Raw genomic sequence first — 14252 nt, 5'->3', positions numbered from 1 at the left:
AGGAGGCATGACGCGAGGGTGGCCACGATCGCGGCCACCCTCCCGTCATCTGGGTCGTGTGGGCTGTTACTTCTCGTGCGGGGCCTTGTACGCCTTCGCCTCCTCCGAGGAGAACAGATCGGCGGTGATCGTGAGCTTGTCGGGCGCGTTGGCGTCCGGGCTCAGAATGAACGCCTCGCGGCTGGAGGGAGCGCCTTCCTTCGAGAAGTCGATCGCGCCCGCCGCACCCTGGGTGTCGACATTGTCGACCTGGCCCTTGGCCTCGAGGATGCCCTCGCGGGTCAGGTCGCCGTTGTCGCAGGCCTTCTTGAGGACCTCGCCCCAGACCAGGCCCGTGACGTAGGCCTGCAGGACGCCGATGTTCGGCTCGTCCTGGGTGCGCGACTCGTACTCGGCAGCGACCTTCTTGGCGATCTCGATGTCGGTGCCGTACGGCGCGGTCGAGGAGATGAGGAAGTAGTTCGCCAGGCCGTCGACCACGGCCTGATCGCTGAACATGGTCGGCGAGAAGGTCGGGTTGGAGCCGATGATTGGCACGTTCAGCCCCTGCGCGACGTTCTGCACCACGGTCGAGGAGACCGCAGCCGGCGGGGTGGTGATCGCGATCGCCTTGACACCCTCGGCCTTGAACTTGGTGATCGTGGCGGTCATGTCGGTGTCGGTCGCGCCGAGCGGAGCCTTGAGCACCTCAAGGTTGTGCTCCTTGGCATAGGCATCGCTGCCCATGACCGCACCCTGGCCGTACTCCGAGTCGGTGTAGATGTGGCCGATCTTGTCCCCGTCGGCGATCTTGCCTTCCTGCTGCAGCCAGGACAGACCGTTGAGCATCTCGATGTCGTAGGTCTGGCCGACCATCATGACCTCGGGAGCATCGAGGTTCACCGAGGCCCACGAGCCCGGCGAGACGACCATCTTGTCGGCGATGATCTTCTGCTTGAGTGCCGCGAGGATCGGCGAGCCGACCATCTGGATGGCGCCGAGGTCGGTGCCCTTGACCGACTCGTAGATCGGGACGGCGAGGTCGACCTTGTAGCCGGTGTCCTGGACGTTGATCTTGATGTCACGCTCGCAGATGCCGCCGGCCGCGTTGACCTCATCAGCCCAGATCTGGTTGCCGTGGGTGAAGGCCTGGGAGAGCACCTTGAACACGCCGGAGAGGTCGGCGAAGGCAGTCAGGGTGATCTCGTCGTCGGTGACGCCGATGTCGGTCTGGACGCCGCCGCCGCCCCCGCCGCCGGAGTCGTCGCTGGCCTTGGTCGAGCAGCCGGTGACTGCCAGGGTGAGGGTGGCCAGGCCCGCCGCTGCGGCGCTGAGCTTCTTGTTCATTGTGTGAATCTTGTCCTTTCGGGACTTGTGGGGGTAGGTGCCCGCTCTGGGCAGGGGCTGGCATGCCCCCGGTCCCTGCCCAGAGCGCAGCGGGTTACTTCTCGAACGGTGCCTTGTACTTCTTCGCCGCCTCGGACTCGTAGAGCTTCTCCACGATCTTTGTTCCCGAGATCGCGTCCTTGTCCGGCTGGGCGATGAAGGCCTGACGGCTCGACGACGCACCGGGCACGGAGAAGTCGAGCGGGCCGGTCAGCTCCTTCGTGTCGACGTTGTCGACCTGCCCCTTGGCGTCGAGGATGCCCTGACGGGTCAGGTCGCCCTCGTCGCACGCCTTGTTGAGCACGGCCTCCCAGGCCAACCCGTAGCTGTAACCGAGCAGCACCGCGTCGTACGGCGCCTCCTCGTAGCCCTTCGCCTCGTAGGCCTCGAGCACCTGCTGGACCATCTCGTCCTCGCTGCTGAAGGAGTTCACCGACGTCGAGACGTAGAACTGAGAGAAGGCCTGGACGACGCTGTCGTTCTGCAGCTGGGCGGGCGCGAAGGTCGGGTTGTTGCCGAGCATCGGGACGTTCAGGCCCTGGCCGGCGTTCTGGACGGCGACCGAGGCGGTGGCGGCCGGAGCAACGGTGAGCAGGATGGCCTTGACGCCGTCCGCCTTGAGCTTGGTGACGGTCGCGGTCATGTCGGTGTCGGTGCCGGCCACGGCGACCGGCACGATCTCCATGTCGTTGTCCTTGGCATAGCTCTGCGAGCCGAGCAGACCGTTCTGGCCGTACTCCGAGTCGACGTAGATGTGGCCGAGCTTGTCACCCTCGTTGATCAGGCCCTGCTCCTGGGCCCAGGCCATGATGTTGATCATCTCGACGTCGTAGGTCTGCCCGACCATCAGCACCGACTCGGAGTCGAGGTTGGTCGATGCCCACGAGCCCGGCACCGACAGCACCTTGTCGGTGGTGATCTTCTGCTTGAGGGCCGCGAGGATCGGCGAGCCGAGCAGCTGGAGCAGACCGAGGTTCTCCTGCTTCATGGTCTCGTACATCGGGACGGCGTTGTCGGCCTTGTAGCCCATGTCCTGGACGTCGAGGACGATGTCGCGGCCGCAGATGCCGCCGGCGGCGTTCACGTCGTCGGCCCACAGCTCGTTGCCGTGGGTCTGGCCGAGGCCGCCCTCCTTGAACGGGCCCGACATGTCGGTCAGCACGCCCAGCTTGATCTCGGTGTCGGTCACGCCGACGTCGGTCTTCACGTCGCCGCTGTCGCCGCTCCCGGAGGACGAACCGTCATCCGCCTTCGTGCTGCAGCCGGTGAGCGCGATCGCGATCGCTGCGCTGATGCCGACGATCGCTTGAGTCCGCTTGGCCATCGGGCCCTCCTCAGGAGTGAGTGTCAGGTAGGACGGTGCGAGGGTAACGAGACCTGGATCACTTGCTCAACGAGCGTTGCCCAGGAATTTACATTCGTGTCAAAACTGTGACCTCGCTCCCACGGGACCGCCCGGATTGGCCGCTATGCGAACGGCTTCGATCGCGACGCGGCTCCCATCACGACGCGGTCTCGATCATGCGGAAGGGGCCGGGCGCCATCGGCGCCCGGCCCCATCCCGGCCTCGTCCTCGCTACTTCTGGTAGGGAGTCTTGTAGCTCTCGGCATCCTTCGAGATGTAGTTGTCCTGCACCACCTTCACGCCGCCCCGGTTGGCGAGCGCGGCATCCGGCTGGACGATGAAGGACGTGCGGGAGCTCGGTGCGCCGTCGTACTTGAGGGTCAGCTCGCCGGCGAGGCCCTTGGTATCGACGTTGGGCGCGCTCTCGCGGGCGCTCATGATGCCCTCCCGGGTGAGGTCGCCGTTGTCGCAGGCCTCCTCGAGCAGCGCCTCCCAGGCCATGCCCTGCAGGTAGCCGGCATTCACCGCGTAGTTGGGCTGGTCCTGGGTCTTGGCGTCGTAGGCCTTGGCGATCTCCTTGGCGAGCTCGCTGTCACCGTCGAAGACGTCGTATCCCTGGCTGATCAGCACGTGCTCCGCGACGGCGGCGGCCACCGAGGGATCGCTCATCATGTTCGGGGTGAACGCCGGGTTGTTTCCGATGATCGGAACGTTCAGCCCCTGCGCGCCGTTCTGGGTGGCCGCCGATGCGGTAGCCGCCGGGGTGACGGTCAGGGCGATAGCGGTGACCCCTTCGTCCTTGAACTTCGTCATCGTCGCCGTGGTGTCGGTGTCGGCGCCGGAGATCGGAGCCTCGACGAGCGTGATGCCGTTCTCCTCGGCGAAGTACTTCGCACCCAGCAGGCCGTTCTGGCCGTACTCGGAGTCGACGTAGATGTAGCCGATCTTGTCGCCCTTCTCGATCATGCCCTGATCGAGCAGGTAGGCCAGACCGTTGATCATCTCGACGTCGTAGGTGATCCCCAGCAGCAGCACGTGCGGGTTGTCCAGGTGAACGGAGGCGGGCGCGGCCGGCACGGCCAGCATGCCGTCTGCCTCGATCTTGGTCTTCAGCGCCGCGATCACCGGTGAGCCGATGAGCTGCAGATAACCGAGGACGTTGCCCTTCTGCTGCTCGTACAGCGGAATCGCCTTGTCGGGGGAGTAGCCGTTGTCGACGACGTCGAGCGTGATCTTCCGCTCGCAGATGCCGCCGTCCTCGTTGACCTTGTCGGCCCAGATCTGGTTGCCGTGGGTCAGAGCCAGGCCGATGCCCTTGAACACGCCGGAGAGGTCCGACTGGACGCCGAGGACGATCTCGTCCTCGGTGACGCCGATGTCGGTCTTCACGCCGCCGCTGTCGCCGCCACCGCCGGAGTCGCCGCTGTTGTCGGCCTTGGTGGAGCAGGCGGTCAGGGTGAGCAGGGCCGTCGCGGCCATGCTGGTGATGAGGGTGGTCCTACGCTTCATGCGTTCTCCATCGTGCTTGAGAAGGGATGCCCTGAAAGGGCTGCGAACCTGATACTCAGGTCATGTTCTGCGGGTGAACCATGTCACATGAGACGGGCGGCCGCAACACCGAATCATGAGCAGATGGCGACCGTCTGATCCCGGTCACGCGCATCGGACCTCAGGCATGTGTGGAGCCGCCGGTCGGCGGCCCCACACATGCCGTGTGGGGCTGTCGTCTCAGGCCAGATTCCTGACCTGACAGGCTGCTGGGTCCAGGACCTGTCGGGTGGTTACTTCTCGAACGGCGCCTTGTAAGCCTTGGCCTCCTCCGAGGCGAAAAGCTCCTCGACGATCTTCAGCTTGCCGTCCTCGACGGAGGCATCCGGCTGCAGGATGAAGCCCTCGCGGGTCGTCGGCGAGCCGTCCTTGGAGAAGTCGAGCTTGCCCGTCAAGCCCTTGGTGTCGACCGCGTCGACCTTCGACTTGGCATCGAGGACGCCCTGCCGGGTCATGTCGCCGTCCTCGCACGCTTGCTTGAGGATCTCGCCCCAGGCGAGCCCGGCGGCGTAGCCGTGCGTGATGCCGATGTCGGCCGGGTCGGTGAACTTGTTCTTGTACTCGTCGAGAACCTTCTTCGCCTCGTCGGTGTCCTGGCTGATCGGTGCGAAGGAGCTGACCATGTAAAGGTTCGCCAGTCCGGCCGTGACCGTCGCGTCCGCCAGCAGGGTCGTCGAGAACACCGGGTTGTTCCCGATGAGCGGGAGGTTCATGCCCTGCGCGACGTTCTGCACCGCGATCGAGCCCATGCCGCCCGGGGCAGTGGTCACGGCGATGGCGGTGACACCCTCGTCCTTGAGCTTGGTCATCGTCGCGGTCATGTCGGTATCGGTGCCGGCGACGGGGACGCCGATCACCTCCATGCCGTGCTCCTTGGCGTAGGCCTGCGAGCCGAGCAAGCCGTTCTGGCCGTACTCCGAGTCGATGTAGATGTGCCCGATCTTGTCACCGTCGGCGATCATGCCCTGCTGCTGGGCCCACGCGAGGCCGTTGATCATCTCGATGTCGTAGGTCTGGCCGATCATCATGACCTCGGGCGCGTCGAGATTGGTGGAGGCCCAGGACTCGGTGACCGCGGTGACCTTGTCGGCGATCAGCTTCTGCTTCAGAGCGGCCAGGATCGGCGAGCCGATCAGTTGCACGTAGCCCAGACTGTTCGCCTTCTGGGTCTCGTAGATCGGTATCGCGTTGTCGGCCTTGTAGCCGTTGTCCTGGATGTCGAGCTTGATCTCGCGGTCGCAGATGCCGCCGTCCGCGTTGACCTCCTCGGCCCAGAGCTCGTTGCCGTGGGTGGCTGCGAGGCCGAGGACCTTGAACACCCCTGAGGTGTCTGTCTGGACTGCGAGCGTGATCTCGTCGTCGGTGACGCCGACGTCGGTCTTCAGCTCGCCGTCACTGCTGGATCCGCCGCTGTCGGCGGCCTTCGAGGAGCAGCCGGCGAGGGCGAGTGCCACCAGCATGCTGCTGGCGGTGACGAGGGTGGTGCGCTTGTTCATGGGTTCTTCTTCCTGCTTGTTGCCAAAGGGGCGGTCCAGCATCGTTCGGAGCATCGCGGTCGCGTTCGCTGCGGGCTAGTTTCGTACTGCGAATAAAGTCCGGGGTACGGGTCTGGGGCCACCCGAAGGTGGCCCCAGACCTGGTTTCGTGCGTATGAAGTTGTGCGGTGGGGCAGGAGCCGGGTTAAACCGTCTTCTCGGCGTCCTGACCTTCACGCGGTGCAGCCGTCTCGCGGTTGCCCGGCTGGTCGCCGGTCGAGTCGGCCTCTGCCGTCTCGGTCTTCTTGCCCCGGCCGGTGAACAGGCCGAGGATGCGATGACCGATGCCGGCGAAGCCGCGCGGCTCGAACATGATGATTAGCACGATCAGCGCGCCGTAGATCATCGTGGCGATGACGGTCGGCGAGAACGCCGTACCGCTGGTCGCCGCGGCACCACCGGTCTGCATGGCCGCGTTCAGGATCGGCGGCATGCCGAACACAATCAGCGCACCGAGCACCGCGCCCAGCAGCGAGCCCATGCCGCCGATGACCACGAGCGCCAGGTAGGAGATCGAGGTGACCAGCGAGAAGTTGCCCTGCTCGGCGGCCTCGTCCGGCAGCAGCAGCTGCAGCTTCCAGGCCAGCATGACGCCGGCCAGACCGGCGTACGAGGAGGAGATGACGAAGGCCATCATCTTCGTGCGCGCCACGTTGACGCCCATGACGGTCGCCATGGCCTCGTTGTCACGCACAGCACGCCAGGCACGGCCGATGCGGCCGTTGATGGCGCCGCGCATCAGGATGTAGGCGATGCCCATCAGCAGCGCGTACAGCCACCACAGCCGCTCGGGGCGGCCGATCGGCACATTCATGATGTGCAGCTCGACGGTCTCGGGGTTGACGTCGAACCCGAACAGCGAGAAGTCGGGGACCTCGCGGCCCGAGGCGTGACCGGCCAGCTCGGGGAACTTCTTCGAGACGAAGAACATGATGTAGACCAGCGCCAGGGAGGCCAGGCCGAGGTAGATGCCGCGGACGCGTCCGGAAACCGGTGCGAACAGCGCGCCGGCCAGGCCGGAGACGGCCACGGCCAGGATCAGCGCGATGATCGGCGGGAGGCCCATACCCCAGTGGTAGAGCTCCTCGGTGCCTTCGGCACCCATGCGGTACTCGGACTCCGAGGCGAACACCGTGTAGGCGATCGCGCCGACGAGCATGTAGGCGCCGTGCGCCAGCGACAGCAGGCCGGCCTGGCCCAGCAGCATGGTCAGGCCGAAGCCGCCGACTGCGGCGAGCATGACCGCCACGCCGTTGGCGAGGTCTGAGGGGCCGATGTACAGGGGAGCGAGGAACATGACGATCCCGTAGATCGCCATGCCGATCGGCAGCTTCCAGCGCTGCCAGAAGGTCGGCTTGACCAGTGCCTTGATGGCGGGGTCGTGCGACAGATCGTCGGTGTGATCCGCGGTGTGGTCTGCGGTCGTGACCGCGGTTGCTCCGGTGGTGTTAGACACGACGCTGCTCCACCTTTCCGAACAGGCCCGAAGGCTTGAAGACGAGGACGAGGACCATCACGATGTAGACGGCCACCGTCGCGAAGAGCTTGTCGACGTAGAACTCACCGAAGGAGTTCGTCAGACCGACGATGATGCCGCCGACGATCGCGCCCTCGGTCGAGGTCAGGCCGCCGATGATCGCTGCGGGGAAGGCCGCCAGGGCGATCGCGTGCGAAGTCGCCGACAGACCCGATCCAGCGAAGGACGGCGAGGCGATGAACAGGATCGCCACACCGGCCAGCATGCCGCCGACGATCCACGCCGACGCCGTGACCCGGCCCGAGCGGATGCCCATCAGCGAAGCGGCCTCCTTGTTCTCGGCCTGCGCACGCATCGACGTTCCCCAGTTCGTCTTCTGGAAGATGATGAAGAAGGTGCCGATGATGATCAGCGCGGCGATCATGCTCACCAGGTAGATGCCCTGGATGCTGACATCGCCGATGCGCAGGGGCGAGACCGACGGGAAGAGGTTCGGGTTGTCCGAGACACCCAGCCGCCTGATGATCTCGATGAACAGGATCGTGTCCAGGCCGATCGTCAGGATCGCCAGGGAGTCGTGACTGGCCAGGGTGCCCTTCAGTGCAAAGACGACCAGAAGCGCAAGGACCGCCAGGATCAACAGCACGATGATCAGCGTGGTGATGTCGCTCCTGAGCTGGATGATCGCGAATGTCGCCGCGATTGCGATGCCTGCGAGGAACCACGGCTGGCTGGCGCTCAGCAGTGCCCGCTCGACCCACAGCGCCAGCAGTGCTGCCGTGAGGATGCCGCCGAGCGCGGCGACGATCCACGGCAGACCGGCCGAGTCGCGCAGCACGAACACGATGTAGCCGCCGACGAGGGCGATCGAGCCGTGGGCGAAGTTGACCGTCTCGGTCGCCTTGTAGATGATCACGAAGCCGAGCGCGAGCAGTGCGTACACCGCGCCACGGCCCAGGCCCGTGATCAGGACCTGAAAGAAAGTACTCATCGGGTCAGTCCTTGTCAGAAAGGTCGGAGTTACGCGGGGCGTTGGCCTTGCCGTCGGCGAGCTCGCCGGAGAGCCCGCCGGCGTCGGCCTCCTCGGCGTCCAGCTCGGCCTCGATGGAAGCCTCGTCGACCTCGTCCTCCTCGGCGCCCAGGTAGGCGCGGATGACGGCGGGGTCCTTCTGGATCTCGGAGGGCAGGCCGTCGGCGATGCGCTTGCCGAAGTCGAGCACGGTGATGTGGTCGGCAACGCCCATGACCAGGCTCATGTCGTGTTCGACGAGCATGATCGAGACGCCGATCTCGTCGCGCACGTCGTGAATCAGCTCGGCCAGCTCGGCGGTCTCGGAGGAGTTCATGCCGGCCGCGGGCTCGTCGAGCATCAGCAGCTTGGGCTCGGTGGCCAGGGCGCGAGCGATGTCGATGCGCTTCTGGTTTCCGTACGACAGCACGCCCGCGGGCGTGTGCAGGTACTTCTCGATGCCGAGGAAGGCGCAGATCGCCGCCGCGCGCTCCTTGTGGACGCGCTCCTCCTTCATCGTCCGCGGCAGCCGAAGCGCCGCGGAGAAGAAGCCACCCTTGGTCAGGTGGTAGCGGCCGAGCATGACGTTGTCGAGCACGGTCGAGGTGGGGGAGAGCGCCAGGTTCTGGAACGCGCGCCCCACGCCGACGCCCGCGATCTTGCTCGGGGGCAGGTCGGTCAGGGTGTGCTCCCCGAAGCGGACCGAACCGGTGCTGGTCTTGTACACGCCGGTGATGGCGTTGAAGCAGGTCGACTTGCCCGCGCCGTTCGGCCCGATGAGCGCGTGGATGGTGCCCGGCTCGATGGTGAAGCTGACGTGATTGAGCGCGACGATGCCGCCGAACTGCACGGTGATGTCGTCGACCTCGAGCGTCGGGACGCCGAGTGCCTCGGTGGCCTCACGAGTGACGCGGCTGATCGTCGGGTCGTGGAACTCTCCGTCGACTGCTGTGGTTGACGCGCCGGGGGTGGTCGCGGCGGCGGTGGCCCCGATGCGAGCGGCGTCGCGCTGATCGAAGTCCAACGAACCGGACCGGTCGTCGCGGGCGACGTCCGCCATGCGCTGGGGGTCGATGTAGTCCTTGGCCATGGGATCCTTCTCGGTCATCCGGCCCACACCCCGAGCTTGCGGCGGGGCGGACGGTTCTGGGAATCGACGCGCTCGTGCTCAAGCGAGTCGTGGCCGCCGTGACCGCCCAGGTAGAGCGCCTGGACGTCCTCGGACTCGGCCAGCTCGGCGGCGTTGCCCTGCAGTGCCAGCTCGCCGACCTCGAGGACGACGGCCTTGTGCGAGACGCGCAGCGCCATCGACGCGTTCTGCTCGATCAGCAGGATCGAGGTACCGAACTCCTGGTTGATCTGCGTGACGATCTGGCCGATGCGGGTGATCAGCTGCGGAGCGAGGCCCAGCGAAGGCTCGTCGAGCAGCAGCACCTTGGGCTCGGTCATCATCGCGCGGCCGATCGCCAGCATCTGCTGCTCGCCACCGGAGAGCAGGCCTGCGGGCTGCTTGGAACGCTCCTCGAGCCGGGGGAACAGCTCGTAGATACGGGCACGGGCGATCTCGCGACGCTTCGCCGAGGCGGTCAGGCCGCCGGCGCGAAGATTCTCGTCCACGCTCATGCGCCCGAAGACCTGACGGCCCTCGGGAACCTGGATGACCTGCTTCTCGACGATGCGGGCGGGATCCATGCGGTCGATGCGCTGTCCGTCGAACTCCACCTCGCCGGAGGTGATTGTTCCGCGGTGCAGCTTGAGAGTCGCGGAGATCGCCCGGAGCAGCGTGGTCTTGCCGGCGCCGTTGCCGCCGAGCACGCAGACCACCTCGCCCTCGGGCACGTCGAAGCTCACGTTGCGCAAGGCCTCGACGGACCTTCCATATCGCACGGAGACGTCTTTGATGCTTAGCACGGGCCTCCCCCGTTGGTCATGACCGCCTGCAGCACGGTCACATGGGTGGTTGGTTCGGACACAAGCCCCACCGACGGGCGAGGGGCTCAGGAGATAGTGGCCTACACCACCCCCACCTGACCAGAGGGAACCCGACATCCATGTCAAATTTCATCGTTCTGAGACCTGCGGCGTGTGGTCTGTGTAATCTTGTTCGCATTGCGCACCGGGCCGCCCGGCGGTGTACTTTCGCAGCATGCCGTTGTACGTAGATCACCCTGTGTGGCCGTGGCGCGGACGCACCTGGGCGCATCTCATCTCGGACTGCTCGTACGAGGAACTGCATGCGGCGGCGCGCATTCTCGAGATCCCCGAGCGGGCCTTCGATGGTGACCACTACGACATTCCTGGGGAGCGGTGGCACGAGGTCGTCGCGTTCGGCGCCCGCCCTGTCGGCTCGCGCGAGATCGTGCGGCTGCTGCGCCAGTCCGGGCTACGTTCGCCCAAGCATCAGCGCCCGGGTGGGCTGCTGTCGTAGATCGTGAGCTCTGCCTGCAGATTGGCTCGTGCCGTGGCCTCGAGATCGGTGAACGCCGGATGCTCGAACAACCGCTCGCGATCGAGCAGGCCACGCAGGACCGCGCTGCGGCCCGCGCGGAAGTCGTGGTCTCCGACGTGGGCATACTCCGCCCGCACCCCCTCTACATAACGTAGGTACAGCGCCGGCGGTTGGCCGAGGATCGCGAGGTCGGCAGCCAGCAGCAGTGCGGCCTGGTCGTCGCCGTCCGGGTGTTGATGATCGGCGGTCATCCGTACCAGGTCGCCCACTCGGTCGGCCATCCCGGCAAGACCAAGCCGCGGGAGGGACTGCTCGGCGAGCCGGGCGCTGTCGTCCTCGTTGTTCGACGAGGCCGGATCGTAGACGGCGTCGTGGTACCACGCGGCCAGCATGGTGGCCGGTTCGGCGTCCTGGGCATCGAGCAGCTCGAGCATGAACAGCAGGTGCGCGAGCGTGTGATAGCGGCGATGCGGCTCACTCCACCGGCCGATGAGCGTCGACCACTCCTCCCTCGAGTCATCGCCATCACCGGCGTACGCCGTCCACAGGGCCCAGAGTCGAGTGGGTTCCATGCCCGCCGATGCTACGGGCGGTGGCAGGGAATGAGAACGCCGCCGATACTGTTGAGCGAGCAACTGCTCACGTGCGACCCGGAGCGAGGAGGTGACAGCCGTGGCGTTCGAGACTGCCTATCGCCGACGGCACGTCGACCTGCTTCGCGTCAGCAGCGCGCTCTGTCGATGACCTACCGCCCTCCCCGGTGAGGGCCAGCAGCCCGTCATCCGTCGAGCCGACAGCAGAGGTACAGCCATGAATCCCGTTGCCGACCACGAGGTCTGGTCGCAGATCCGCATCGAGGCCGAGCGCGACGCGCAGGCCGAGCCGATTCTCGCGCCCTATCTGACCGCCGCGATCCTCCGGCACGACACGCTCACCGAAGCGCTCGCTGCAATCCTCGGCGTGAAGCTCGGGACGGACCAGGTCCCCGCCGACTCGATTGCGTCGCTGGTTCGCGAGGCGTACGCCACCGACCCGCAGCTGATCAGATCGGTGATCGCCGATCTGCAGGCCGTCGCCACCCGCGACCCCGCGTGCGGCGGGTACACCTCTCCGCTGCTGCACTTCAAGGGCTTCCAGTCGCTGCAGGCATATCGGGCGGCCCACGTGTTCTGGAACCAGGAGCGCTGCGCGACCGCGCTCTATCTGCAGGGCCGCATCTCGGAGGTGTTCGCCGTCGACATCCACCCAGCGGCTCGCATCGGCAAGGGCATCATGTTCGATCACGCCACGAGCGTCGTCATCGGCGCGACCGCCGTCGTCGAGGACGACTTCTCGATGCTGCACGAGGTCACCCTCGGCGGCACCGGCAAGCAGGACGGCGACCGGCACCCCAAGATCGGGCGCGGCGTAATGATCGGCGCGGGTGCCAAGGTGCTCGGCAACATCCAGGTCGGCGAGGGAGCGAAGATCGGCGCCGGCAGCGTCGTCCTCGACCCGGTCCCTCCGCACACCACTGTCGCGGGAATCCCGGCCAGGCCGGTCAGCTTCCCGGCGCACTCCTTCCCGGCGCTGGAGATGGACCAGTCCTTCGATGCGATGAGCGATCTGGTCGAGTCCCTCGCCAGCTGGGAGCCAGCCGCCGAGGAGTCGGATACTCCCCGGTAGCGCCGCGGCGTCGGGTGCCCGGTGGCGAGGTCGTACAGCCAACCCCGCGAGAACGCTCGGGATGCGACTACCCGTCGTCGTCGCGGTCGAGGTCGGCGCTTAGGTCGGCGGCCAGATCGCTGCTCAAGTCTTCGTTCGCGATCGGCAGCGGGCCGGCGACCACGTCGTCGGCGTCGACGATCGTGTAGGCGTAGCCCTGCTCGGCGAGGAACCGCTGGCGGTGTGCGGCGTACTCGGCGTCGATCGTGTCGCGGCTGACGATCGTGTAGAAGTGCGCCTGCTTGCCGTCCGACTTCGGGCGCAGCACCCGGCCGAGACGCTGGGCCTCCTCCTGCCGGGAGCCGAAGGTGCCGGAGATCTGGATCGCGACGCTCGCCTCGGGGAGGTCGATCGAGAAGTTGGCGACCTTGCTGACCACCAGCACGCGCAGCTCACCCGTACGGAACTGGTCGAACAGCTTCTCGCGCTCCTTGTTGGGCGTCTTGCCCTGGATGATCGGGACGCCGCCCAGGTGCTCCGAGACGTGCTCGAGCTGGTCCAGATAGGCGCCGATCACGAGGGCCTGCTCGTCGGGATGCTTCTCGATCAGCTTCGAGACCACCGGCAGCTTCGTGCGCGCCGTCGCGGCCAGCCGGTACTTGTCCTCCGGCTCGGCAGTCGCATAGGCCATTCGCTCGGCGTCCGTGAGGGTTACCCGCACCTCGCCGCAGATCGCCGGAGCGATCCAGCCCTGCGCCTCGATGTCCTTCCAGGGGGCGTCGTACCGCTTGGGGCCGATGAGCGAGAAGACGTCGCCCTCGCGGCCGTCCTCGCGCACCAGGGTCGCGGTGAGCCCGAGCCGGCGACGCGACTGCAGATCGGCGGTGAGCCGGAAGATCGGCGCGGGCAGCAGGTGCACCTCGTCGTACACGATGAGGCCCCAATCGCGGCTGTCGAAGAGATCCAGGTGCATGTACTGACCCTTGCGGCGGGTCGTCATGATCTGGTAGGTCGCGATCGTGACCGGACGGATCTCGCGCTTCTCGCCGCTGTACTCGCCGATCTCCTCCTCGGTGAGGGAGGTGCGCTCGATCAGCTCGCGCTTCCACTGACGGCCGGCGACCGTGTTCGTCACCAGGATCAGCGTGGTCGCCTTCGCCTGCGCCATCGCGGCCGCCCCGACCATGGTCTTACCGGCACCGCAGGGCAGGACGACGACGCCCGAGCCGCCGGCCCAGAACCCGTCGACCGCCTGCTGCTGGTAGTCGCGCAGCGACCAGTCGTCCTGCTCGAGCTCGATCGGGTGCGCCTCGCCGTCGACGTACCCGGCGTGGTCCTCGGCGGGCCAGCCGATCTTGAGCAGCGCCTGCTTCAGGCGGCCCCGCTCGGAGGGGTGGACGGCGACCGTGTCGTCGTCGATGCGCGAGCCCAGCATCGGCTGGATCTTCTTGTTGCGCAGCACCTCCTCGAGCACCGCGCGGTCGGTGGTCTGCAGCACCAGCCCGTGAGCGGGATGCTTGCGTAGCTGCAGCCGTCCGAAACGGTCCATCGTGTCGGCGATGTCGACCAGGAGGGCGTGCGGCACGGGGAAGCGCGAGTAGCGCACCAGCGCGTCGATGACCTTCTCGGCATCGTGCCCCGCGGCGCGCGCGTTCCATAGTCCCAGCGGCGTCACCCGATAGGTGTGCACGTGCTCGGGTGAGCGCTCGAGCTCGGCGAACGCGGCGATCTCCAGACGGCACGCCTGAGCCTGCTCGTGGTCGATCTCGAGCAGCAGGGTCTTGTCCGACTGGACGATCAGCGGGCCACCGGTCATCAGCGTCTCCTCGGGGCGGGGGTGCAGCCTTCTAGGGTATGCCGTGGATACGCGAGAGGGTGCG

The 14252-nt window shown here is 66.7% G+C and carries 13 protein-coding genes; 3 read left to right on the top strand and 10 right to left on the bottom strand.

Annotation, left to right across the window (positions count from 1 at the left end):
• Positions 1-66 precede the first annotated feature (66 nt).
• From DAA40_RS11915 to DAA40_RS11880, 8 genes are all read right to left on the bottom strand, one after another.
• Complete coding sequence (locus DAA40_RS11915) at positions 67-1326, bottom strand: ABC transporter substrate-binding protein (RefSeq protein WP_106849915.1); 1260 nt, start codon at positions 1324-1326, stop codon at positions 67-69.
• 94 nt (positions 1327-1420) lie between these two features.
• Positions 1421-2689, bottom strand: a complete 1269-nt coding sequence (locus DAA40_RS11910) for an ABC transporter substrate-binding protein (RefSeq protein WP_106849914.1) — start codon at positions 2687-2689, stop codon at positions 1421-1423.
• Between the two features lie 252 nt (positions 2690-2941).
• The gene (locus DAA40_RS11905; protein WP_106849913.1) at positions 2942-4219 is read right to left on the bottom strand and encodes an ABC transporter substrate-binding protein; all 1278 of its coding nucleotides are present in this window, start codon (positions 4217-4219) and stop codon (positions 2942-2944) included.
• A gap of 272 nt (positions 4220-4491) precedes the next feature.
• On the bottom strand, positions 4492-5754 hold the full coding sequence (locus DAA40_RS11900; protein WP_158716401.1) for an ABC transporter substrate-binding protein: 1263 nt from the start codon (positions 5752-5754) through the stop codon (positions 4492-4494).
• A 184-nt stretch (positions 5755-5938) separates the two neighbouring features.
• Positions 5939-7249, bottom strand: a complete 1311-nt coding sequence (locus DAA40_RS11895; RefSeq protein WP_106849911.1) for a branched-chain amino acid ABC transporter permease — start codon at positions 7247-7249, stop codon at positions 5939-5941.
• Entirely contained in the window at positions 7242-8261 is a 1020-nt protein-coding gene (locus DAA40_RS11890; RefSeq protein ID WP_106849910.1) for a branched-chain amino acid ABC transporter permease, read from the bottom strand. Before DAA40_RS11890 ends, DAA40_RS11895 begins: the two co-directional genes overlap by 8 nt.
• 4 nt (positions 8262-8265) lie before the next feature.
• On the bottom strand, positions 8266-9387 hold the full coding sequence (locus DAA40_RS11885; RefSeq protein WP_234356353.1) for an ABC transporter ATP-binding protein: 1122 nt from the start codon (positions 9385-9387) through the stop codon (positions 8266-8268).
• Positions 9384-10190 carry an ABC transporter ATP-binding protein gene (locus DAA40_RS11880; RefSeq protein WP_106849909.1) on the bottom strand — a complete coding sequence of 269 codons (807 nt, stop codon included), beginning with the start codon at positions 10188-10190 and terminating at the stop codon, positions 9384-9386. The genes DAA40_RS11885 and DAA40_RS11880 overlap by 4 nt, the downstream gene beginning before the upstream one ends.
• Before the next feature lie 235 nt (positions 10191-10425).
• Here DAA40_RS11880 and DAA40_RS11875 point away from each other — a divergent pair, with 235 nt between their 5' ends.
• Positions 10426-10707, top strand: coding sequence for a DUF4031 domain-containing protein (locus DAA40_RS11875; RefSeq protein ID WP_106849908.1), 282 nt, complete (start codon positions 10426-10428; stop codon positions 10705-10707).
• On the opposite strand, the gene DAA40_RS11870 is transcribed toward DAA40_RS11875, so the two are convergent.
• Entirely contained in the window at positions 10680-11300 is a 621-nt protein-coding gene (locus tag DAA40_RS11870; protein WP_106849907.1) for a metal-dependent phosphohydrolase, read from the bottom strand. The two genes, DAA40_RS11875 and DAA40_RS11870, sit on opposite strands and share 28 nt — an antisense overlap.
• Before the next feature lie 91 nt (positions 11301-11391).
• Between DAA40_RS11870 and DAA40_RS17050 the strand changes: the two genes are divergently transcribed.
• Entirely contained in the window at positions 11392-11472 is an 81-nt protein-coding gene (locus DAA40_RS17050) for a putative leader peptide (protein ID WP_370430650.1), read from the top strand.
• 66 nt (positions 11473-11538) lie between these two features.
• The gene (gene cysE, locus DAA40_RS11865; protein ID WP_106849906.1) at positions 11539-12393 is read left to right on the top strand and encodes a serine O-acetyltransferase; all 855 of its coding nucleotides are present in this window, start codon (positions 11539-11541) and stop codon (positions 12391-12393) included.
• Positions 12394-12460: 67 nt separating this feature from the next.
• Here the strand turns inward: cysE and DAA40_RS11860 are convergent, their stop codons facing one another.
• Entirely contained in the window at positions 12461-14188 is a 1728-nt protein-coding gene (locus tag DAA40_RS11860; protein ID WP_106849905.1) for a DNA repair helicase XPB, read from the bottom strand.
• Positions 14189-14252: the final 64 nt, after the last annotated feature.

It is taken from the genome of Blastococcus sp. Marseille-P5729 (assembly GCF_900292035.1).
Taxonomy (GTDB): domain Bacteria; phylum Actinomycetota; class Actinomycetes; order Mycobacteriales; family Antricoccaceae; genus Cumulibacter.
Note: the sequence above shows the minus strand (reverse complement) of the source record. Positions and strands in the feature narration are given on the sequence as shown.

Coding starts and splice junctions, on each gene's coding strand:
- DAA40_RS11915 (WP_106849915.1), bottom strand. CDS start 1,326: ATGAACAAGAAGCTCAGCGCCGCAGCGGCGGGCCTGGCCACCCTCACC.
- DAA40_RS11910 (WP_106849914.1), bottom strand. CDS start 2,689: ATGGCCAAGCGGACTCAAGCGATCGTCGGCATCAGCGCAGCGATCGCG.
- DAA40_RS11905 (WP_106849913.1), bottom strand. CDS start 4,219: ATGAAGCGTAGGACCACCCTCATCACCAGCATGGCCGCGACGGCCCTG.
- DAA40_RS11900 (WP_158716401.1), bottom strand. CDS start 5,754: ATGAACAAGCGCACCACCCTCGTCACCGCCAGCAGCATGCTGGTGGCA.
- DAA40_RS11890 (WP_106849910.1), bottom strand. CDS start 8,261: ATGAGTACTTTCTTTCAGGTCCTGATCACGGGCCTGGGCCGTGGCGCG.
- DAA40_RS11885 (WP_234356353.1), bottom strand. CDS start 9,387: ATGACCGAGAAGGATCCCATGGCCAAGGACTACATCGACCCCCAGCGC.
- DAA40_RS11875 (WP_106849908.1), top strand. CDS start 10,426: ATGCCGTTGTACGTAGATCACCCTGTGTGGCCGTGGCGCGGACGCACC.
- DAA40_RS11870 (WP_106849907.1), bottom strand. CDS start 11,300: ATGGAACCCACTCGACTCTGGGCCCTGTGGACGGCGTACGCCGGTGAT.
- cysE (WP_106849906.1), top strand. CDS start 11,539: ATGAATCCCGTTGCCGACCACGAGGTCTGGTCGCAGATCCGCATCGAG.
- DAA40_RS11860 (WP_106849905.1), bottom strand. CDS start 14,188: ATGACCGGTGGCCCGCTGATCGTCCAGTCGGACAAGACCCTGCTGCTC.